Annotated in this window: 21 protein-coding genes; 9 read left to right on the top strand and 12 right to left on the bottom strand. The window is 64.9% G+C overall.

Features of this window, described 5'->3' with window-relative positions; genetic code table 11:
* Nucleotides 1-24 precede the first annotated feature (24 nt).
* Together FM101_RS06445 and FM101_RS06440 are read right to left on the bottom strand one after the other, a co-directional pair.
* Nucleotides 25-804, bottom strand: coding sequence for a hypothetical protein (locus FM101_RS06445; RefSeq protein ID WP_086997156.1), 780 nt, complete (start codon nucleotides 802-804; stop codon nucleotides 25-27).
* 160 nt (nucleotides 805-964) lie between these two features.
* Nucleotides 965-1,669 carry a hypothetical protein gene (locus FM101_RS06440; RefSeq protein ID WP_143269236.1) on the bottom strand — a complete coding sequence of 235 codons (705 nt, stop codon included), beginning with the start codon at nucleotides 1,667-1,669 and terminating at the stop codon, nucleotides 965-967.
* A gap of 218 nt (nucleotides 1,670-1,887) precedes the next feature.
* Between FM101_RS06440 and FM101_RS06435 the strand changes: the two genes are divergently transcribed.
* Nucleotides 1,888-2,727 (top strand): SDR family oxidoreductase, encoded by an 840-nt coding sequence (locus tag FM101_RS06435; protein WP_086997150.1) that lies wholly within the window; start codon nucleotides 1,888-1,890, stop codon nucleotides 2,725-2,727.
* Nucleotides 2,724-3,407, top strand: coding sequence for an aspartate/glutamate racemase family protein (locus tag FM101_RS06430; protein ID WP_179204260.1), 684 nt, complete (start codon nucleotides 2,724-2,726; stop codon nucleotides 3,405-3,407). Before FM101_RS06435 ends, FM101_RS06430 begins: the two co-directional genes overlap by 4 nt.
* A gap of 48 nt (nucleotides 3,408-3,455) precedes the next feature.
* On the opposite strand, the gene FM101_RS06425 is transcribed toward FM101_RS06430, so the two are convergent.
* Complete coding sequence (locus FM101_RS06425; protein ID WP_179204259.1) at nucleotides 3,456-4,007, bottom strand: CGNR zinc finger domain-containing protein; 552 nt, start codon at nucleotides 4,005-4,007, stop codon at nucleotides 3,456-3,458.
* A gap of 53 nt (nucleotides 4,008-4,060) precedes the next feature.
* Here FM101_RS06425 and FM101_RS06420 point away from each other — a divergent pair, with 53 nt between their 5' ends.
* Nucleotides 4,061-5,326 (top strand): MFS transporter, encoded by a 1,266-nt coding sequence (locus FM101_RS06420; RefSeq protein WP_218778266.1) that lies wholly within the window; start codon nucleotides 4,061-4,063, stop codon nucleotides 5,324-5,326.
* Here the strand turns inward: FM101_RS06420 and FM101_RS06415 are convergent.
* Complete coding sequence (locus FM101_RS06415; protein ID WP_086997142.1) at nucleotides 5,316-6,242, bottom strand: LysR family transcriptional regulator; 927 nt, start codon at nucleotides 6,240-6,242, stop codon at nucleotides 5,316-5,318. The genes FM101_RS06420 and FM101_RS06415 overlap by 11 nt on opposite strands.
* 83 nt (nucleotides 6,243-6,325) lie before the next feature.
* Between FM101_RS06415 and FM101_RS06410 the strand changes: the two genes are divergently transcribed.
* On the top strand, nucleotides 6,326-7,240 hold the full coding sequence (locus tag FM101_RS06410) for an EamA family transporter (protein ID WP_179204258.1): 915 nt from the start codon (nucleotides 6,326-6,328) through the stop codon (nucleotides 7,238-7,240).
* A 31-nt stretch (nucleotides 7,241-7,271) separates the two neighbouring features.
* On the opposite strand, the gene FM101_RS06405 is transcribed toward FM101_RS06410, so the two are convergent.
* The 3 genes from FM101_RS06405 to FM101_RS06395 form a co-directional block, all read right to left on the bottom strand.
* Nucleotides 7,272-7,901 carry a class I SAM-dependent methyltransferase gene (locus FM101_RS06405; protein WP_086997140.1) on the bottom strand — a complete coding sequence of 210 codons (630 nt, stop codon included), beginning with the start codon at nucleotides 7,899-7,901 and terminating at the stop codon, nucleotides 7,272-7,274.
* A 505-nt stretch (nucleotides 7,902-8,406) separates the two neighbouring features.
* Nucleotides 8,407-8,694: a class I SAM-dependent methyltransferase gene (locus FM101_RS15935; RefSeq protein ID WP_245806641.1), complete on the bottom strand. Its 288-nt coding sequence runs from the start codon at nucleotides 8,692-8,694 to the stop codon at nucleotides 8,407-8,409.
* Nucleotides 8,695-8,753: 59 nt separating this feature from the next.
* The gene (locus tag FM101_RS06395) at nucleotides 8,754-9,278 is read right to left on the bottom strand and encodes a GNAT family N-acetyltransferase (RefSeq protein WP_086997138.1); all 525 of its coding nucleotides are present in this window, start codon (nucleotides 9,276-9,278) and stop codon (nucleotides 8,754-8,756) included.
* Nucleotides 9,279-9,330: 52 nt separating this feature from the next.
* Here FM101_RS06395 and FM101_RS06390 point away from each other — a divergent pair, with 52 nt between their 5' ends.
* Together FM101_RS06390 and FM101_RS06385 are read left to right on the top strand one after the other, a co-directional pair.
* On the top strand, nucleotides 9,331-9,717 hold the full coding sequence (locus tag FM101_RS06390) for a nuclear transport factor 2 family protein (protein WP_143269235.1): 387 nt from the start codon (nucleotides 9,331-9,333) through the stop codon (nucleotides 9,715-9,717).
* A 165-nt stretch (nucleotides 9,718-9,882) separates the two neighbouring features.
* Nucleotides 9,883-10,341: a hypothetical protein gene (locus FM101_RS06385; RefSeq protein WP_086997132.1), complete on the top strand. Its 459-nt coding sequence runs from the start codon at nucleotides 9,883-9,885 to the stop codon at nucleotides 10,339-10,341.
* 241 nt (nucleotides 10,342-10,582) lie between these two features.
* Here the strand turns inward: FM101_RS06385 and FM101_RS15855 are convergent, their stop codons facing one another.
* A complete protein-coding gene (locus FM101_RS15855; protein ID WP_218778265.1) occupies nucleotides 10,583-10,879 on the bottom strand; it encodes a hypothetical protein in 297 nt (98 codons plus the stop codon).
* Between the two features lie 144 nt (nucleotides 10,880-11,023).
* Here FM101_RS15855 and FM101_RS06375 point away from each other — a divergent pair, with 144 nt between their 5' ends.
* From FM101_RS06375 to FM101_RS06365, 3 genes are all read left to right on the top strand, one after another.
* Entirely contained in the window at nucleotides 11,024-11,428 is a 405-nt protein-coding gene (locus tag FM101_RS06375; protein ID WP_086997128.1) for a DUF3021 domain-containing protein, read from the top strand.
* Between the two features lie 134 nt (nucleotides 11,429-11,562).
* Complete coding sequence (locus FM101_RS06370) at nucleotides 11,563-12,105, top strand: PadR family transcriptional regulator (RefSeq protein ID WP_086997124.1); 543 nt, start codon at nucleotides 11,563-11,565, stop codon at nucleotides 12,103-12,105.
* A 5-nt stretch (nucleotides 12,106-12,110) separates the two neighbouring features.
* Nucleotides 12,111-13,823, top strand: coding sequence for an ABC1 kinase family protein (locus FM101_RS06365; protein WP_086997120.1), 1,713 nt, complete (start codon nucleotides 12,111-12,113; stop codon nucleotides 13,821-13,823).
* A 22-nt stretch (nucleotides 13,824-13,845) separates the two neighbouring features.
* Here FM101_RS06365 and FM101_RS06360 read toward each other — a convergent pair whose 3' ends face one another.
* From FM101_RS06360 to FM101_RS06345, 4 genes are all read right to left on the bottom strand, one after another.
* Nucleotides 13,846-14,688 (bottom strand): ArsR/SmtB family transcription factor, encoded by an 843-nt coding sequence (locus FM101_RS06360; protein ID WP_086997117.1) that lies wholly within the window; start codon nucleotides 14,686-14,688, stop codon nucleotides 13,846-13,848.
* Between the two features lie 79 nt (nucleotides 14,689-14,767).
* Nucleotides 14,768-16,180 carry an aspartate ammonia-lyase gene (locus FM101_RS06355; RefSeq protein WP_086997114.1) on the bottom strand — a complete coding sequence of 471 codons (1,413 nt, stop codon included), beginning with the start codon at nucleotides 16,178-16,180 and terminating at the stop codon, nucleotides 14,768-14,770.
* A gap of 91 nt (nucleotides 16,181-16,271) precedes the next feature.
* Nucleotides 16,272-17,234: an asparaginase gene (locus tag FM101_RS06350; protein ID WP_086997111.1), complete on the bottom strand. Its 963-nt coding sequence runs from the start codon at nucleotides 17,232-17,234 to the stop codon at nucleotides 16,272-16,274.
* Nucleotides 17,231-17,938, bottom strand: a complete 708-nt coding sequence (locus tag FM101_RS06345; protein WP_086997229.1) for a FadR/GntR family transcriptional regulator — start codon at nucleotides 17,936-17,938, stop codon at nucleotides 17,231-17,233. The genes FM101_RS06350 and FM101_RS06345 overlap by 4 nt, the downstream gene beginning before the upstream one ends.
* Between the last annotated feature and the right edge of the window lie 51 nt (nucleotides 17,939-17,989).

Here is a 17,989-nt window from a genome sequence, read left to right as displayed (position 1 = left end):
CTCGGGCCGAACTGCTCGGAAGGTTCAGCCGGTGGGTAGTGCCGCGTCAGCGCGGGCGTAATGGCTGGCCTGTCGGACCTGCCTGGCCAGGTAGGGAATGTAGATAACCACCACAACGCCCATGAACACCAGGAGCACGATCGGCATGAGCCGGCCTTCACCGGCCATAAGTGTCCCGATGAAGGCGGTGGCGAAGTAGCTATAGAGGTAGAACAAACCGAATTTTTGCAGCGGAAGAACGACCGGAACGAGGACGGCCATGCGGGCCGCCCCGAGCCGTTGTTCGTCGGTGAGCTCGACGTCCTGCCCACGCAGGACCGCCTGGTTGATCCGGTTCATCTGTCCAGGGTTGACGTCCGCGGCGTCGCGGAGCACGTTATTCAACGCGAACGTCACGATGATCGCCGTGAGGCCGGCCACCACGAACATCATCTGTACATGGAAAGACAGCGACTCCAGCGCCTCGGGGGCCGGGTCGGTGGCGCCGGTCAGGGCAAACGCTATGACGCTCACGGCCAGCCCCGCGCCAAGGATGGCACCCATGAAGGCGAATTTATTGCCGACCAGCTTCCGGGCCTCGGGGGTCCAGAACAAGCCGCAGGGATCATGGCGCTTGACACCCTGAGCGGATAAAGCACGTCTGAAGCCGCTCCAAGCCAGCGCACCGATGACCACGACGAGGCCCAGTCCGGTCAGCAGGGCAGGGGCCGGTGACCCCGGAGCCAGCTGACCGACGCCATAGGTCCCCAACAGGACGGCCAGGGTGCCGGCGACGGTGGAGACGAGGAAGGCTGCGACTTTCATCTATTGGGTGGAACTCCCGCTGATCGAGGTGCCCCGAAGGGCCTGCTGCTTCCCACGCTACCCGTCTGCGGTTGACGATGTCAGTGGCTGATCCCGAGGTGACGAGCCGTTGCCGTGGATCACGGTCCTCCGTGGAAGAGTCGGATGCGCTCTCCTGAAGCTACTGGGAGGAAGCGTGGGTTGTCTTGGCCTGCTGCAGCGAGGTGATCATCGCCTTGATCTGCAGGTATTCGCGGGTCCGGGTGTAGGCCTTGAGCCGTTTGATTCCCTTCAACTTCGAGGAAATTCCGGCCAACGGAGTATCCGGCCCGATATTTCGACGAAAGACGCCGCTGCCGCCCACATAGGAGAAACGACGCGACGAGGCCGAGGCGTCATCATCCTGCTCATCGTGGGGGGCCAAAGCCATGGAGGCGTCCTCCCCGTTCCCGCCCACTGCGTCGTACACGAAATCGTGTTCCTCGATGAACGTCGGGGCTGAGTCGAATCTGGTGTAGGGCAGGTTCGTATCGCCCGCGTCCTCCCCAGCCAGCGGGGCGTCGCCGGAGATGAACTCGGCCATGACCTCGCCATCTTCGTTCAGGACCCGTACGTGACCGGCCTCGGGGCGGTCGGCGCTGCGAGACCGGACCTCTAGCTCCTCCACGGTCCAGGCGGGGGGTGCCTCGAACTCGAAGTAGCCGTTGGCCACGGAACGAACCAGCATCCGGATCCGGGTCGAATCGGTGGCTGTTGGGCTCGGGGCAGCGGTTGAACTCTGGGGTGGTGGCATCTGGGCCCCGGGCGCGGCGCAGGCCGTGAGCAGGACGAGCGATACCAGTGCCACGACGGAGTGTGCCACGGAACGGCGTCGTGAAAAGTTCATGGTTTCCCCCGGAAGGACATCCCGGTACTCGGTGGTCCGGGCCACAAGGCGTGTTGGGCAGAATTCTATGTAGAACGAGTGGAAAAATCTTCTTACCCACGAGTACATGACCATCCGCGTCCGTGGAAGGTCCTCTGAGAGAAGCCCAGAGAAGTCAGTCGGTGGTCCAGCGCGGATAGGATGGGAGGCCCGAAACGTCTTCAAGGAGAGAACCACGTATGACCGTATTGATTGCTGGATGTGGCGATGTGGGGACCGAAACCGGGCTGCGTTTTGCGGCTCTCGGGCACCGGGTCATCGGCTGGCGACGCTCGGCAGCGAAGCTGCCGGAAGCCATCGAGCCCGTGGCGGCGGACCTGACCGGCGAATTGCCTCCCGTGCCGGCCGACACCAGCATCGTCGTCGTGGCCCCGGCGGCAGGGGAGCGGAGCGAAGAGACCTACCGGCAGGTCTACCTGGAGGGGCTGGCCAACGTCCTGGATGCACTGGAACGAGACGGTGTGCACCCCGAGCGCATCATCGTCGTCTCCTCCACTGCGGTCTACCCCAATGTCGATGGCGTGTGGATGGACGAGAACAGCCCCCTGGACCCGCCGACCGCTACGGCAGCGGTGCTCTGCGAAACCGAAGAACTGCTGGCCGCCCGGGCCCCGCAGGGCACCGTGCTGCGCCTGTCAGGTATTTATGGGCCCGGCAGGACGCGCCTGATCGACCAGGTGCGCAACGGAACGGCCGACCCGGCCGCCGCCCCGCGCTATACCAACCGCATCCACCGTGACGACGCGGCAGCTGCGATCGTCCATCTGGCCACGGCCGTGGATCAGCCGGGTCGGCTGTATCTGGGCGTGGACGAGGAGCCGGTCAGCCAACTTCAGGTGCTCTCCTTCCTCGCCGGGCGACTGGGGGTGCCATGGCAGGAGGTTCCGTCTGAGGGCCAGCCCGCCGGTAAGAGACTGCGTGGAGATTTGCTGCGCGCCACCGGCTTCGCATTCGCCTATCCGAGCTACCGGGAAGGCTACGCGGCGGTCCTCGACGGGCACGGGGTTCGCCACCCGTGAGAACTGCCCCTCCCCGCTCCGGCGGCTTGGTGCTGCTGATCAATCCGAACACCAACGAGGACACCACCTCCCTGATGGCCACCCTTGCCGAGGGGGAGTTCGCCGGTTCCGGGTTCGGGCTGCTCGCGGTGACCGTCCCATCGGGACCACGGATGATCGTGGACTCCAGGGCCCTGACCGAGGCCGGAGAGCAGGTGCGGCGCACCGTCCACGAAGTCCTGGCCTCTGAACAGGGCGCCCGGGTGGCCGCGGTCATCGTCGCAGCTTTCGGCGACCCGGGCCGCAGCACGCTGGCCCGGGAGATCGGAATCCCTGTCGTTGGCATCGGCCAGGCCTCCATCCTGGCCGCTGCGCGGGGAGGCCGACGATTTGGGATGGCCACCACCACCCCTCGACTGGTTCCCTCCTTGGAGCGGCTCGCACACGAGCATGCCGAGGCAGGGCTTTTCTGCGGGGTCGAGACCACTGCCTCGGGCCCGGTGCAGCTCGCCAGCGACCCCGAAGCCCAATTTGCCGAACTGCAGAGCGCGGCACTGCGCTCCTGGGCGGCCGGCGCCCGCGCCGTCATCATCGCCGGGGGGCCGTTGAGTGAGTCCGCGCGTCGACTAGCGGCGGGCGGTGCGGTGGAGATCATCGAACCGATCCCCAGTGCCTGCGCCCTGATCCGCGAACTCCTCTGATCGTGTGTTCTTCACCACCGGGGAACGTCCCAGCGGAAATTTAGGGCATTACAGTTCCCTGGCCTGGCGGTGCCTGCGCACCCGGGTCCTGTTCGCACAGCCGCGTTGCGGGCAGAAGCGCGCCGACGCGTTGCGGGTGCGGTCGGCGAAGTAGCGCGAACAGTCCGAGGCTGCGCAGCTGCGTAGCCTTCGCGGTGAATGCCGCAGCACGAAGTCCATGAGCCCGGCGGCACATTCGGCGGCCACGTGCCTCCACAGCAGGTCCCCCGGAATGTGGTGATCCAGATGCCAATCGTGCCCGTCGTGGTTGGAAAGCCGCGGGGTGCAGCCACCCTCGGCGGCCAGCGAGTTCAGTGAGGGAGCCGCCTGAGCGATGTCGTCGGCGTCCATCACGGCGCGCAGTTGCCCCCGGACGGCCCTCAGGTGGGTGGCGTCGTCGTCGCTGGCCCGCCGGCGCGCTGCTACATGGTGCCTGGCCAGGAGTTCGGCCACGTCCCCGGCATGGGCCAGCCGGTCATCATCGGTGGCCGCCGTATTCACGAGGTCGATGGCGAGGTCCACCGCCCATCCCTTGTAATGCTCAAAATCGTTATTGGCCATGTTGCAAGAATAGCAGGGTCTTCCTAGGCTGGGCGTGCCCCAGACGAAGGACGATGATGAACCCAGCAGAGACAGCGCCATCCACCGCAACACCCGGTGCCGGAACCGAAGCAAAAGTTCCCACCGCCGCCGCGCACCGCACGCTAGTGCCGTTGTGGTTCGCCGCGGTAGCCGTCGTCGTGGTGGGTCTGAACCTCCGCCCGCCGATCACCGCCGTGGCCCCGTTGATCGGGCAGATCCAGGATTCGCTGGGCTTCTCTTCGGCCATCGCCGGGCTGGTGACCTCCACCCCGCTGCTCAGCTTCGTCCTGCTCTCTTCCCAGGCACCACGGATCGGCCGCCGCTTCGGCATCGAACGCACCATATCCGCCGCGCTGGTCGTCATTCTGGCCGGCACCGGGCTGCGAATGCTCCCGGGCACCGGGTTCCTCTTCGCCGGGATGGCGCTGGTCGGCGTGGGCATCACCTTCGGTAACGTCCTGCTCCCGGCTCTGATCAAACGCGACTATGCCGGACGCACCGGGATCCTCACCGGGCTGTACACCACGGCCCTGTTCACCGGTCCGGCAGCAGCCGCCGGCCTGACCTTGCCGCTGCAGCGCGCGCTGGGGCTGGATTGGTCCGGGGCGCTGGCCCTGTGGGGGATCCTGCCGATCATCGGGTTGGTCGTCTGGATGCCTTTCCTACGTGGAAGCAAGCAACCGGCCACCGGTGCCGGACATCTTCAAACGCACGACGGCGGGGTCTCCGTCTGGCGGCAGCCGCTGGCCTGGGCGGTGACCCTGTATTTCGCGGTGCTTTCGCTGGTCTTCTATACGGCCAACGCTTGGTTGCCCGTGATCCTCATGGATGCAGCCCTGCCTGCCGCCGAAGCAGGCAATGCCCTGTCGATCGCCAACCTGGCGGCCATTATTCCCGCCCTGATCTCCTCGATCGCCGTCGCCCGCCACCATTCACAGATCGGCGGGGCCGTGGCGGGAACCCTGCTGACCGTTGCGGGAATCATCGGCGTCCTGGCGGCGCCCACCGGGCTGACCCTGCTGTGGATGCTGCTGCTGGGCGTGGGCTTCGGCATCATGACCGGCGTCGGCTTCTCCTTGCCCTTGCTGCGGGCCCGCGGCGGCTCGGCGACCGCGGAGCTGGGGGCCATGTCCCAGACCATTGGCTACTCGATGTCGGCCAGCGGGCCGCTGTTGGCGGGGGTGCTGCACGACCTGACGGGAAGCTGGACGGCGTTGCTCTGGGTTCTGCTCGCGGCTCTGATCGTCCAACTCCCGGCGGGGATGGTGGCCGGACGCAGCGGCTACGTCAGGCACTGATCCGATCGAGGACCAGGGCCAGCGCCGGCCACGCACTGCGACCGCGGCGGATGCGGGCGAAGGCGCGCAACCTGATATCGGGATCATGGAGTTCCAGGATGGTGATCCCCTCCCGGGGCGGCCGGTTCTCGGGGAGCAACCCGACGCCGAGGCCGGCCAGGATGAGGTCCTCGACCAGATCCAAGCTGTCGGATTGATGGCGCAGCGCCGGTTCGAATCCGGCCATCGAAGAAATGATGCGCAGCACCGTCTCATCGGCGATATTGCGTGAATTCCCGATCCAGTCGTGGTCGCGGAACGCGGAGAACACCGTGGCCGCATCCGGGGCGGCGGATCCCGGCGCGTCGTGAGTGCCTGGAGCGGGAAGGAACCCTAGCCGGCGGGCGTCGGCCGTCGGTACGCCGAGGCCCCACGGGGTGCTCCACAGCGGCAGAGTGTCCACTCCGGCATCGACCTGGTCGGGTGCCAGGTTGTAGTCATAGGTCAGGGCCAGATCGATCTGGTCCACGCCCAGGAGCTTCATTGCCTCCGCCGGTTCGTGTTCGAAGACCACGATGTCCATGCTGGGGTGGCGGTCGGCCAATTCGGCGATGACCGGCATCAAGGTCGTGCGGATCGCCGTGGCGAAGCCGGCCACCCGCAGGGTCCCCGAGGGGGCCGCCCCCGGGACCAGATCGAGTCGGGCCGAGTCGACGGCGGTCAGGATGGCCTCGGCGTGATCGGCCAGCCTGCGTCCTGCGGGAGTCAGGCGCACTCCGCGACCTGCGGGTTCCAGAAGCCGGGCGCCGGTCTCCCGCGCTAGGAAGGCGATCTGCTGGGAGACGGTCGACGTCGTCGTGCCCAAGAGATCGGCCACCCCGCGCATCGAGCCCATCCGGGAGAGTTCATAGAGATATTGCAGACGCCGGGTTTCCATCCTTCTATTGTGCAGGAATACTGGACGATCTGTTGAGGATTGTCACGTGGACGTTGACGGAGTGTTTCCGTTCCAATGGACTCATGAACTCCTCACCCCGCCTGGCACAGAGCTCGGCAGGCACCGGCTCGCTGATGGCGCTCGCCGCGATGGTCTGCGTCCAGTTGGGGCTGGCCGTCTCCGTCGGACTCATCGACACGTTGGGTCCAGCCGGGGTCGCCTGGCTGCGCCTGTGCTGGGCCGCGGTGATCCTGGTCGTGGTGGGACGCCCGTGGAAGGTTGCGTACAGTCGGGCGGCTTTGGGCACCAGTGCCTTGCTGGGGGTGGCGACTGGAGGGGTGACGATCTTCTTCATGTTCGCCGTCGAACGGATTCCGTTGGGCACCGCCAGCGCGCTGGAGTTCCTCGGACCGCTTTCCGTCGCCATCGTCCAGGGACGGGGCGCAGCACGCTGGTGGGCACTGGTCGCCGGGGCCGGTGTCCTGGGACTGACCGAACCCTGGCTGGGGGCCACGGATCCGGTAGGGATCTGCTTCGCACTCTGCGCTGCCGCCTGCTGGGCCGGTTACGTGCTGTTCACCCAAAAGGCCGGTGACGCCGTCTCGGGAATCAGTGCGCTGGCGATTTCTATGCCGGTGGCCGGAGTCGTGGCCACCCTCGCGGTCGGTCCCTCCGTCCTCGGAGACCTGGGCTGGCCGATCCTGCTCGGGGGGTTCGGCTTGGCCCTGCTCCTGCCCGTCATCCCTTTCAGTCTCGAAATGCTGGCCCTGCGGAAGCTGACCACCGCAGCCTTCGGAACGTTGATGTGCCTGGAACCGGCGATCGCCGTGCTGATCGGGTTGACCATCCTGCATCAGGTCCCGCGTCCGGCAGCAGTCATCGGGGTCGTCCTGGTCATCGCCGCAGGGATCGGGGCCACCAGAACCGGCCAACGACGCACGACCCCCGATACCTCCACGGTTGCTGCCACGGCGGGCGATGTGGGGGAGGGACGGTAGAGCCTGCTCTTCGGTGCAGCAGGTGAGTCCATCAGGCCAAGAGGAAGATCCCGTCGGGCCCCTGGGGCGGATCCTGTGTGCCGGGTGCCGAGAAAACGCTGACCGACCAGGGGGAGTCGGCGCTCAAGGGGCCCAGATGCCAGTCGGCGTAGCGCTGAGCCAGCTCCAGCCCGGCTGATGCCACAGCCCGATCCTGATCGCCGGGCCCACCGCGGACTGCGGTGGTGGTTCCGACCACCAGCGTTCCGCCGGGATTCAACAGGGCGGCCACGTGCCCGAAGACTTCCTCGAGTTCGTCCCCGGAGAGGAATGCCGGGACGTTTCCCGACATGAGGATGACGTCGTAGGAGCCGGGAAGGCCCTGGCGAACCAGCTGTGACGGGGCGATCTCCACGGCGCCGAGAGCGAGAAACCATGAGGGCTCGTAAAGCTCTACTGCCACGTCGAGGACGGTGGGAGTGGGATCGATCCCGTAGGCTGCGTGGCCTCTGCTGCGCAAGGCAGCAACGGCAGTGCCGATCCCGCAGCCGACGTCGAGGATCCGGGCACCGCGAACGCTGATCATGTCGACGAAGCGGGCCTCGACTTCCATATCAATTCCAGATAGTACGAGGTGCCGCATTTTTGCTGCGTAGTTGCGGTAGTCGGGCTGGGGGATCATCGATCCAGTCTGACATGGGGTGGCAATGAATCCTGGAGCTGTGAGTGCCCGCAAGCCAGGCCCCCAGGAGCAGGGGCGCGAATGGATATGTCGTGGGCCCAGCTGTTGCTCTTATTCAGCTTCGCTTGCCGTCGATCACGATCAGTTCACCCTGGCCTTCCCCGACGACTTCGCCAGCCCAACCGCCGAGCACCTGTTCGAAAGTGAACCCGGCTGCCCTGAGATCCTGGCGCAGCTGTGCTTCAGGGCGGAAGGCGAGAACCAGCGTAGCGGTCTCTTCCTCGTGGCCGCGACGGAGCCGGTGTTCAGTCAGAAGTGCCAGCCCGTCGCGTGGGACAGTGCCATCAATCCACGTTTCGACGATTGTGCCATCGGGGAGTGTGTAGGTATCCCGTGTGTTGGCCGGAGTCCACCGCTCCCAGACCCGGGCCGCAGGATCGCGGGAGTCGAAGGCTAAACGTCCACCGGGGACCAGTGCTCGATGAAGATCTTCAAGGGTTTGGGCTCAGGCCGCCTCGTCGCTAATGGCTTGGGCCATGTGGGAGGTCATGATGGCGGTATCGAAGAGAACCCCGTCGGGGATCCGGGTGGATGTTCCGTGAACCCACCTGATGTTCTCGGTGTCCGGTTTCCTCTGTGCGGCGTCAAGGGCGTCGGCATCCGGATCGATGCCGACGACGTGATGACCATCGGCAGCGGCGGCCCGGGTGAGTCGTCCAGTGCCGCATCCCAGATCAAGAACCTGGCTGCTGGGGAGTTCGTTGATGACGGACAAGAAGAACGCGTCGTCCACCGACCACAGGTTCTCTGCGTCGTAGAGGGCGGTGAGCTGTTCTCAGGTCAAGGGTGAAGTCATGGCCCCACGGTACGGTCGTTCAGTGATGCCGTCATCTGGATGCGACGCCCGTAGCCAGGCAGCCCGAGATCCTCTTCGATATCGATCAAGCCACGGTGAAAGTTCGTTTCGGGAGCCTGTTCAACAAAGCCTGCGCGTGCGTAGAACGGTGCGTTCCAGGGGATGTCTGCGTAGGTCCGCAAGGAGATGCGGTCGTAGCCGCGTTCCCGGGCTTCATCGAGAGCTGCGTCGAGGAGGAGTCGACCGTAGCCACGTCGACCGTAGGCGCGTGCCACGGACATCTGTTCCAGATGGGCAAGCCCCTCGGCTTCCAGGACATGGACGAAGCCGACAAAGGCGGGTGAATTGCTTTCTTCGGCAACCAAGAGGTATCCGTTCTCGGACGCCCTCGAGGCACCGGACGGGGCAGGAGGCCAATGATCGGGAGACAACCATTTGATCAGGATCCGGTCGGCATCGTTCTCTATCGCTTCGACCGACGCCTCATCTGCTGGGGTTGCAGAGCGAATTCGAAGGGCCATGGTTCGATCGTACGACGACGGTGGGGCAGCCGATGCTGAGTACACTCGGCGCATGGTCACCATTCACGAAGAACCGGACTGCGGAAACTCCCCGCGCAAGGAAATCCTCAGGGATCTGGTGGTTGCTCTCGCGCAACGGGACGTCGAACACCTGGCGGCGGTCCTTGACGAAGACGTTTCATGGACAGTCGTCGGGGAGCAGACCGTGTCCGGGCGCGTAGCGGCCCGGGGAATGGCGCTGGCCCTTCCACCAGTCGACGAGTTGACGTTCGGAACGTTCCTGACCCATGGGCGTGGGGCCGGGGTCGATGGAGTGCTTCGGCTGGCTGATGGAGGAGAAACCGCGTTTTGCCATGTCCTGCGTTTCAAGAGCACGGCGAAAACCGCGAAGGTCGCCGACATCAACAGCTACCTCATCAAAGTCTCCGGGGAATCGTAGAGGAACGTGACGAGGCGCGGAAAGATTTTCACCACTTATCCGTGTCATACGATGGCCGAAGCTGCAGATGCTTGGCCACTACAGAGGGGGATGTAGCGGGCAATGACTGAACTTCGTGACGGATCGGAGTCCTCAAGGACTATTGGCAGGTCCAGGGCAATTGCCTTGTTGATCGCTGCCCCCGCAAGTTCCATCGTCCTGGTCCCCCTCCTATATCTGGCCGTGAACCCATGGCTACCGAGCCGGGCAGTTGTCCATGTCGGCACCGACAGCGTCGAATATGGTTCTCTTTCACTCCTGCTGGCAGGGGCCTGTTCCCTCGCAGCGGTGGCGTTCATCATCGGTGGTGCGACAGCAAGGGGCTTCTTGAAGGAAAGCCATTGGTATCAAACCGAGAAATCCATCGCCGTCGGGATGGAGGCCGGTGGCTTCGGTTTGATTGGTTTTGCGGTGGCCAGCATTTTGGCCATCGTCGGCGTTGCGCCCAACGAGGTGTCGAGCGATTCGGTGGGCTGGGGCTTGCTGGGTTTCGTGTCTCTATTTATCGCGGCGATCTGTGCCTATGTTGTTTTCCTGCCGCGCGCGCAGATCGAAACTCTGGCCACTGACGATTCGTCACTCTGAACACTGACCCGGAGGGGCCCAGGAATCCTTAACTGTTACTTCGGTGCAGTGTGAGTCGCTTCGAGAATGCGGCCCGAAGCACTCTGGTCCATAAAGTTCGCCGAAAGGGCGAGCTGGCTGGAGCACCGCATTCCGTTTCGGTGCGATCCTGGCTTTCTTCCACGAGGGCGTTGTGGAGGGGGCTGAAAAACAACGGCCAGGAGATGATCGCGATACCCCGTGGCCTCAAGAACAGTTCGTGTCAGAGCAGCGTTGAGTCCTTTGGGTTACTGAAGGCCGCAAAGGAATGGTGTCCGTGGAAGCCCGCTGGGCCAGTGAATCGGAACTCCACCCGCTGGCCGGGTTCATAGTGCTTGATGACGTAACGGACCGGGCCGTGCCTGCCGGCGGAACCTACCTCGAGTCCTCGGTCCAGGCGCATGGCAGGCCACTCACTGCAGGGCCAGAGCCGATCATCGGAGCTGGCCAGGGAATCGATCAACTGGGCGACCACTGCTGGGGGTGCGGCAATTCTTCGCTCATGCACGTTGAGGACCATGGAGGACAAGATACCGGAGGGCGCTGGCAGCGGATACGTTTTTCGGGAGGGTGCCGAGCCGTGCGTGGTTTTCGTCCAGGAGTCCATCGTGCCTTCAGCTATGGCCCGCCGACTCGGGATTGCCGATCCGGCTACGATTGAGCCATGAAGCTCTGGGGGAAAGCAGTGCTACGGGGCAGTATTCCGCTCGTGATCATGTCGGGTATTGCGGCGAGACTGGCGGCGTTGGACAAGACATCAGACGCACGCGGCACGCTGACTGCCGGTGTCATCGTCGCTTCGATCATGGCGGCCTCGGTGATCTACGACGTTGAAGCTTGGTCCCTGAGGCGCCAGACGGTCGTTCACTTTTTGGCGATGGCCCTGACGGTTTTTCCCGCTCTGTGCTTGAGTGGCTGGTTCCCCGCACAGACAGCTGCGGACATTCTGGTCATCGGAGGGTACTTTCTGATTGTCGGGCTCGTCGCTTGGGTTCTTGCGTATTGTGTTTTCGGTATCGTCGTTCCGCGTCTTCAAAAACGGGGCAGCACGTCAGCCAGCCAGCAATAAGGCCAGTGATCACCCCCATCGTGGATTCGGAGCGCGAGAAGGTACTCGGGGCCGCATTCCCTTGGCTTTACGTGTATCGCGATATATCGTTGAGTATCGCTGTACATCGTTGGCGATTTCAGAAGGAGAGCAGAATGCGTAATTCATATCCGTCAGGTGGATTCGACGGCAACAACATGGATGGCATGTGGCAAGCCGTTGAAGAACTGCGTGCCCGCTTCGGAAAGCGCCCGGGAACACGTGCAGGACGGGGCGAGGTACGCACTGCCGTCCTGGCCTTGCTCGCGGAACGCCCCATGCACGGATACCAGATCATCCGCGAAATCGAGGAACGCAGCGGCGGTAACTGGAAGCCCAGTGCCGGCTCTGTCTACCCCACCTTGCAGCTGCTCGCCGACGAGGGTTTCATCAGCGCCGAGGAAACCAACGGACGCAAGGTCTACTCGCTGACCGAGGCTGGGCGCGAGGATGTGGCCGCTAACGATGAGCCGGCTCTCTGGGATAACTCCGGGGCAGCCTCAGGACCCGGATTCGCGGCGCTGCCCAAGGCCGGCGTCGAGCTCGCGCAGGCAGCGTCACAGGTCGGTCGCACCGGAACTCCGGAACAGGTGCAGGAAGCCGTGACGGTGCTCGACGAGGCCCGGCGTCGGCTGTACTCGATCCTCGCACAAGGCTGACACGGGTGGCATCGGTTCGTCGAAGCCGGGCGGATCCGACGGTGGGCGCGGGGAACACCCGCGCCCGCTATCGGCGTATCCTGCGTTTCGCGGCTTGGCATCTATCGGTGACCTGGTGGTTCGAACTGTTCCTGCCTCGTATCGGGCTGGCCAAGATCGCCGAACGTACCCGGACCAAGCGCATGCTCAATTTCGCACAGCGTTTCCATCGGCTCGCCGTGGAACTGGGCGGACTCATGATCAAGGTGGGCCAGTTCCTGTCGTCCAGACTCGATGTGCTCCCGCCGGAGATCACTGCCGAATTGGAGGGGCTTCAGGACGAGGTGCCTCCCGTCCCGTTCCCGGCCATTCGTGCCTTAGCCGAGGCGCAACTGGGTGCGCCGTTGGAGCTGGTGTTTGCTTCGATCGAGGAGATACCCATCGCTGCAGCCTCCCTCGGACAGGCGCACCAGGCCAGGCTTCTGCCAGCAAACGCGGAAGACACCGGGCTCGAGAACGTGGTGGTGAAGGTCCAACGACCAGGCATCGATTTGATCGTCGATGTCGATCTTGCGGCCTTGCGGAAGGTCGGACGCTGGCTCAGTCACGTGCGTCTGGTGTCGAAGCGCGCGGATATGCCCGCTTTGGTCGAGGAGTTTGCCCAGACCAGCCTCGAAGAAATCGACTATTTGCAGGAGGCGGCAAACTCGGAGCGTTTTGCCGTCGATTTCGCTGACGACGACCGGGTGGCCGTGCCCGAGGTCGTCTGGGAGCGGTGCACCCGACGCGTCCTGACGCTGGAGGATGTCACGGCCATCAAGATCACCGATGCAGCGGCGCTGCGCGCTGCCGGCATCGACCCAGTGAAGGTGGCACCGGTTTTCGCTTCGGTGATGTTCGACCAGATGTTCACGAACGGCTTCTTCCATGCTGATCCCCACCCCGGGAACATCTTCGTCACCCCAACCGGCGACTCCTCTGCGGAACACCCGTGGAAGCTGACGTTCATCGACTTCGGCATGATGGGGGACGTTCCACCCAGTACGCGTCGCGGCTTGAGGAAACTGCTGATCGCCGCCGCGTCCCGCGACGGAAAAGGATTGGTTTCCGCGATCAACGACGTCGGAGTATTGGTGTCCTCTGCCGACACGGTCGAATTGGAGCGCGCGATGGTCCAGCTCTTCGCCCGGTTCGGAGGAATGGGTTTCGCCGAACTCAAGGACGTGGATCCGCAGGAGTTCCGTGAGTTCGCCGTCGAATTCGGTGACGTTGTTCGCTCGCTCCCGTTCCAGCTACCGGAGAACTTCCTGCTCATCATCCGGGCCATGTCGTTGACCTCCGGGGTCTGTAGCACGCTGGATCCCCGATTCAATCTGTGGGACTCCGTCGAGCCCTATGCGGCGCAGCTGGTGCGTGACGAACGCGGCAACGTGGTTCAGGACTTGGCGCAGCAAGGGTTCGACGTCGCCAAAGTCGCACTCCGCCTACCGAAGCGCCTGGATGGGCTCATCACCGGGCTCGAAGACGGTTCCCTGTCGGTGGGCAGCCCCCGGCTCGAACGGCAGGTCGCCAGACTCCAGCGCACCGTCCAACGCGCGGTCGCCGTCGTGGTCTTCGGAGCGGTGCTGATCGCCGGTTCACTGGTCCGTCCCGATGACGTGGTGTTGGGCAACGTGATGATGTCGGTCTCTGTCGTCCCGCTGCTCATGGGACTGTGGGCGGGGCGACGAAGGCCCTGAGGCGGCAAGCTCACCGAAGGATTCAGCGGAGGGCCTCCTTGAGAACAGCGTCGAGCTGTTCGAAGTTCTCGTCCATCCCGGCGTCCAGGCCCGAATCGATCATGGCGTCGCAGGTCTGCTTGGACGTGTAGGTGGAGGTGGCCTCCAAGGCACTGGAACCGTCGCCGTGATCGACGAAATGCAGGGTCTCCAAGGTGACGTCGTGGTCATCCTCGTACTCCCAGGTATGCACCATCAGGCCGGGGGAGACCACGTGATACGAGCCGTGGAACGGCCAGCTGCCGCCACCGTCGGCTTCGACGACGTAGTGGAAGGCTCCTCCGGTGACCGGATCGAATCGCTCCACACGGACTGTGGTCCCGCGCGGACCCATCCACTGCCTGAATAGTTCCACGTCCGTGTGGGCGCGCTGGACCAGGGCCGCAGGGGCGGCGAATTCGCGGCGGTGCACGACGCTCTGTTCACCGACCCGACGGTGTTCGGTCAGTCCCGGTTGGTGGATGTCGTGAGAGTTCATCTTTTCCCGTAGGGCAGTTGGGTCGGATCGCTCAGGATGGCGGGCCAGTACGGCACCGAGGCGTCGGTGGCGGTGTTCGAGTCGTCGTCGCTGCTCCTGGATCCAGTGGTGGGCGGCATCCAGGGTCTGCTCTTCCAACCGGACGCGGCGTGTTCTGCCCTCCCGGTGGCGGGTGATCAGGCCAGCGCGTTCCAGCACGCCCAGATGCCGCGAGAGAGATCTCTGGGAGATCTCGAACAGCGCGGCCAGCTCACCGACGGTGGCGTCTGTGGCGGAGAGGTGGTCGATCATCGTCGATCTCACCGGGTCTCCCAAGGCGGAGAACGTCTGGGTTACGGGGGTGCTCATCCTCTGATTCTTCAACCCAGGAATTCAAAGTCAAGGCCCGTCGATCCCCGGGGCGGCGCGTGGCCCCGGGGAACAGGGACTATTCGGAGAGGTTGGCCAGGCGTGCCGGGCGCAGCAGTTCCTCCAGTTCGGTGCGGCTGAGCAGGTTCTGCTCCAGCACCAATTCGGCAATCCCGCGGCCGGAATGCAAGGCCTCCATGGCGATCGCCGTCGACGTGGCGTACCCCAGCTGCGGGGTCAGCGCCGTCACCAGGCCAATCGAGTTTTCCACGTTGGCCCGCAGCAGCTCCTCATTGGCGGTGATGCCCGTGACGCAGTTGCGGGCCAGCGTCAGGCAGCCGGCTTCCAGATGGCGCATCGACATCGATAGGGAGTGCACGATCACCGGTTCGAAGGCGTTGAGCTGGAGCTGTCCTGACTCGGCGGCCATGGAGATCGTCACATCGTGCCCGACGACCTGGTAGGCGACCTGGTTGACAACCTCGGGGATCACCGGGTTGACCTTGCCGGGCATGATCGAGGAACCTGCTTGAACGGCCGGCAGGTTGATCTCGTTGAAGCCCACCCGTGGGCCGGAGGACAGCAGGCGCAGGTCGTTGCAGATCTTGGAGAGCTTCACGGCCACGCGCTTGAGCACGCCGGAAAGGTGCACGAAGGCGCCCACGTCCTGGGTGGCTTCGATCAGGTCGGGGGAGGTGGTCAGCGGTAGGCCGGTCAGTTCGACCAGGTGCCGGCAGGCGGCCTCGGTATAGCCGTCGGGGGCGTTCAGTGAGGTGCCGATCGCCGTGGCGCCCAGATTGATCTCATGGACCAGCTCCAGGGACTCGGCCAACCGATCGTGGTCCTCGCGGATGGTCACCGCATAGGTGCCGAACTCCTGGCCCAGGGTCATCGGCACGGCATCCTGGAGCTGGGTGCGGCCCATCTTCACCACGGTGCGGAATTGGCTGGCCTTGGCCTGGAACGCTGTTTCAAGCTCTTCGATGGCCGCCAGCAGCGGGGCAGCGGTGAAGGAGGTCGCCACATTCACTGCCGTCGGGTAGACGTCGTTGGTGGACTGGGAGAGGTTCACGTGGTCGTTGGGGTGCAGGTGCTGGTAGTCCCCGCGTGCGTGGCCGAGGATCTCCAGGGCCCGGTTGGCGATGACCTCGTTGGCGTTCATGTTCGTGCTGGTCCCGGCACCCCCCTGGAGGACATCGACGATGAACTGGTCATGCAGGGCGCCCCCGGCGATTTCGGTGCAGGCGGCATCGATGGCTTCGGCGCGGGTGGCATCGAGGAGACCGAGTTCGCGGTTCGCCCGGGCCGCTGCCTGCTTGACCAGTGCCAGGGCGCGGATCAGATGCGGGTTCGAACCCACCTGCTGCCCGGTGATGTGGAAATTTTCCGAAGCGCGCAGTGTGTGCACGCCCCAGTAGGCCTCGGCCGGGACGTCACGGTCACCGATCAGATCGTGTTCGAGACGGGTGGCGGCCTGGGTGCTGATGGACATGGGGTGATGCTCCTGAAGGGTGTTGCTCTGGGTGGGTACAAGGAAAAAGCGGGGGAGGAGACGCCGGCGGTGCCGACGGCCCGTGAAGGGTTTAGGCGGTGACGGCGGTGAGTTCGCCGACCTGCTCGCCGCCGCCGAGGGCGCCGACGGACAGGAACGGTTCCACGGCAGCGCGCACGGAGCGGTCATCGGCCAGCCGCGTGAGGGCTGCCGCGGCGACCGGCATCCGGGCCCGGTCGCCACCGTCGGAGATCTTCAGGGCCAGTCCCGTTCCGTCGGGCAGGCCGATGGCTTGGATGCCTTCGAATCCGTCCTTGGCGATCAGTCCCGGTACGGCCCGCATGATGGCTGTGACATCGCGCCCTTCGCCGGCGACCAGTTCGGGGTGGGCGCGCATGGCATCGGCCACGGCACGTTCAGCTGTCCCGTCGGCCGCGGCGGCCAAGCGGCCGAAGGCGCGGGACATCCCGACCAGGGACAGGGTGTAGACCGGAGTGCCGCAACCATCGGTGCTGGTCGCACCCACGGCTTCGCCGGTCAGCTCCTCGACGGTGCTGCGTAGCAGTTCGTTGATGGGGTGGGACGTGTCGAGGTAGCCCTGAACCGGCCAACCACGCGTCACACAGAGGGAGGCCAGCGCCGCGTGCTTGCCCGAGCAGTTTTGGGCCAACCGGGTGAGCCCGTTTCCGTCGCGCAGCCAGGCCTTCTGCTCTTCGACGCCGTAGGGCAGGTCGGTGCTGTTGGCCAGGGCAGAGGCATCGAGGCCCGCGTCGGCCAGGGTGGAGGCGGCGATGCGCTGGTGGCGTTCGGAGCCCGAATGGCTGGCCGCTGCCAGGGCGAGTTGTTCGCTGGACAGGGCCAGCCCGGCGCGCACCAGGCCCACGGCGAAGAGAGGTTTCAAGGCCGAGCGTGGGTAGAACCCCGCCCGGGCGTCGCCGATGCTGGAGGTCACCGTCCCATCCGGCCCCGTGGTGACGAGGGATCCGTAATGGATGGATTCGACGGCGTCGCCGCGGGTCTGGACGGCGAGTGGGGCGTGGGCGGGGAGCTTCACTGATATCCGTTCTTCACGAGATGGTCGACGGCGCCGTGGACGGCCCCGAGGTGTTCTTGCATGGCAGATTCGGCGGCGTCGGGGTTGCGGGCTTCGATGGCCGCGACGATGAGCTGGTGTTCGGCATCCGAGGGGTTCCTCCGGCCCGAGGCCAGGTTCAAGGTCTCCGACTGCCGGGCCAGGGCATCGCGGATATCCGAGAGGACCTTGATGAAGACGCCGTTGCCTCCGGCGGCGGCGATCGCCAAGTGGAAGGTGGTGTCTAATTCGACCCAGGCTTCGGCGTCGTCCTCGCTGCGCATCTGATCCATCAGCGATTCCAGGCGTTCAAGATCCGCATCAGTGCGTCGTTGGGCGGCGAGCCGGGCGGCGGGGCCTTCAATATGTGGGCGGGCTTCGAGTAGGTCGGTGGAGGAGAAGGTGCCCAGCACCAGGTCGGCGGTGGCTTGTTCGGCGATGACGAAGGTGCCCCGGCCGGTCTCGGTGCGGGTGAGGCCCAGGGCGGCGCAGGAGCGCAGCGCCTCGCGGATCACCGAACGGCTGACCCCGAAGCGGGAGCCCAGGGCCGCCTCGGAACTGAGCTTGGTGCCCACCGGCAGATCGCCAGCTTCGATGGCTGATCGCAGCGAAACGAAGACCGACTCGGAGGCACTCGTGCGATCGATCGGCTGCTGTCCTGCTGTCCAGCTGTCTGACAGGTTCATGAACAGTAGGATGGCACCGCTCACAGTCTCAGGTCAAAACGGGAGGGCCAC

It is taken from the genome of Arthrobacter rhombi, from assembly GCF_900163545.1.
Taxonomy (GTDB): domain Bacteria; phylum Actinomycetota; class Actinomycetes; order Actinomycetales; family Micrococcaceae; genus Arthrobacter_H; species Arthrobacter_H rhombi_A.
Note: the sequence above shows the minus strand (reverse complement) of the source record. Positions and strands in the feature narration are given on the sequence as shown.

What these genes read in the sequence shown, in the direction of transcription:
- FM101_RS06445 (WP_086997156.1), bottom strand. Translation starts at nt 804, where the DNA reads ATGAAAGTCGCAGCCTTCCTCGTCTCCACCGTCGCCGGCACCCTGGCC.
- FM101_RS06440 (WP_143269236.1), bottom strand. Translation starts at nt 1,669, where the DNA reads ATGAACTTTTCACGACGCCGTTCCGTGGCACACTCCGTCGTGGCACTG.
- FM101_RS06435 (WP_086997150.1), top strand. Translation starts at nt 1,888, where the DNA reads ATGACCGTATTGATTGCTGGATGTGGCGATGTGGGGACCGAAACCGGG.
- FM101_RS06425 (WP_179204259.1), bottom strand. Translation starts at nt 4,007, where the DNA reads ATGGCCAATAACGATTTTGAGCATTACAAGGGATGGGCGGTGGACCTC.
- FM101_RS06420 (WP_218778266.1), top strand. Translation starts at nt 4,061, where the DNA reads ATGATGAACCCAGCAGAGACAGCGCCATCCACCGCAACACCCGGTGCC.
- FM101_RS06415 (WP_086997142.1), bottom strand. Translation starts at nt 6,242, where the DNA reads ATGGAAACCCGGCGTCTGCAATATCTCTATGAACTCTCCCGGATGGGC.
- FM101_RS06410 (WP_179204258.1), top strand. Translation starts at nt 6,326, where the DNA reads ATGAACTCCTCACCCCGCCTGGCACAGAGCTCGGCAGGCACCGGCTCG.
- FM101_RS06405 (WP_086997140.1), bottom strand. Translation starts at nt 7,901, where the DNA reads ATGATCCCCCAGCCCGACTACCGCAACTACGCAGCAAAAATGCGGCAC.
- FM101_RS06395 (WP_086997138.1), bottom strand. Translation starts at nt 9,278, where the DNA reads ATGGCCCTTCGAATTCGCTCTGCAACCCCAGCAGATGAGGCGTCGGTC.
- FM101_RS06390 (WP_143269235.1), top strand. Translation starts at nt 9,331, where the DNA reads ATGGTCACCATTCACGAAGAACCGGACTGCGGAAACTCCCCGCGCAAG.
- FM101_RS15855 (WP_218778265.1), bottom strand. Translation starts at nt 10,879, where the DNA reads ATGGTCCTCAACGTGCATGAGCGAAGAATTGCCGCACCCCCAGCAGTG.
- FM101_RS06375 (WP_086997128.1), top strand. Translation starts at nt 11,024, where the DNA reads ATGAAGCTCTGGGGGAAAGCAGTGCTACGGGGCAGTATTCCGCTCGTG.
- FM101_RS06370 (WP_086997124.1), top strand. Translation starts at nt 11,563, where the DNA reads ATGCGTAATTCATATCCGTCAGGTGGATTCGACGGCAACAACATGGAT.
- FM101_RS06360 (WP_086997117.1), bottom strand. Translation starts at nt 14,688, where the DNA reads ATGAGCACCCCCGTAACCCAGACGTTCTCCGCCTTGGGAGACCCGGTG.
- FM101_RS06355 (WP_086997114.1), bottom strand. Translation starts at nt 16,180, where the DNA reads ATGTCCATCAGCACCCAGGCCGCCACCCGTCTCGAACACGATCTGATC.
- FM101_RS06345 (WP_086997229.1), bottom strand. Translation starts at nt 17,938, where the DNA reads ATGAACCTGTCAGACAGCTGGACAGCAGGACAGCAGCCGATCGATCGC.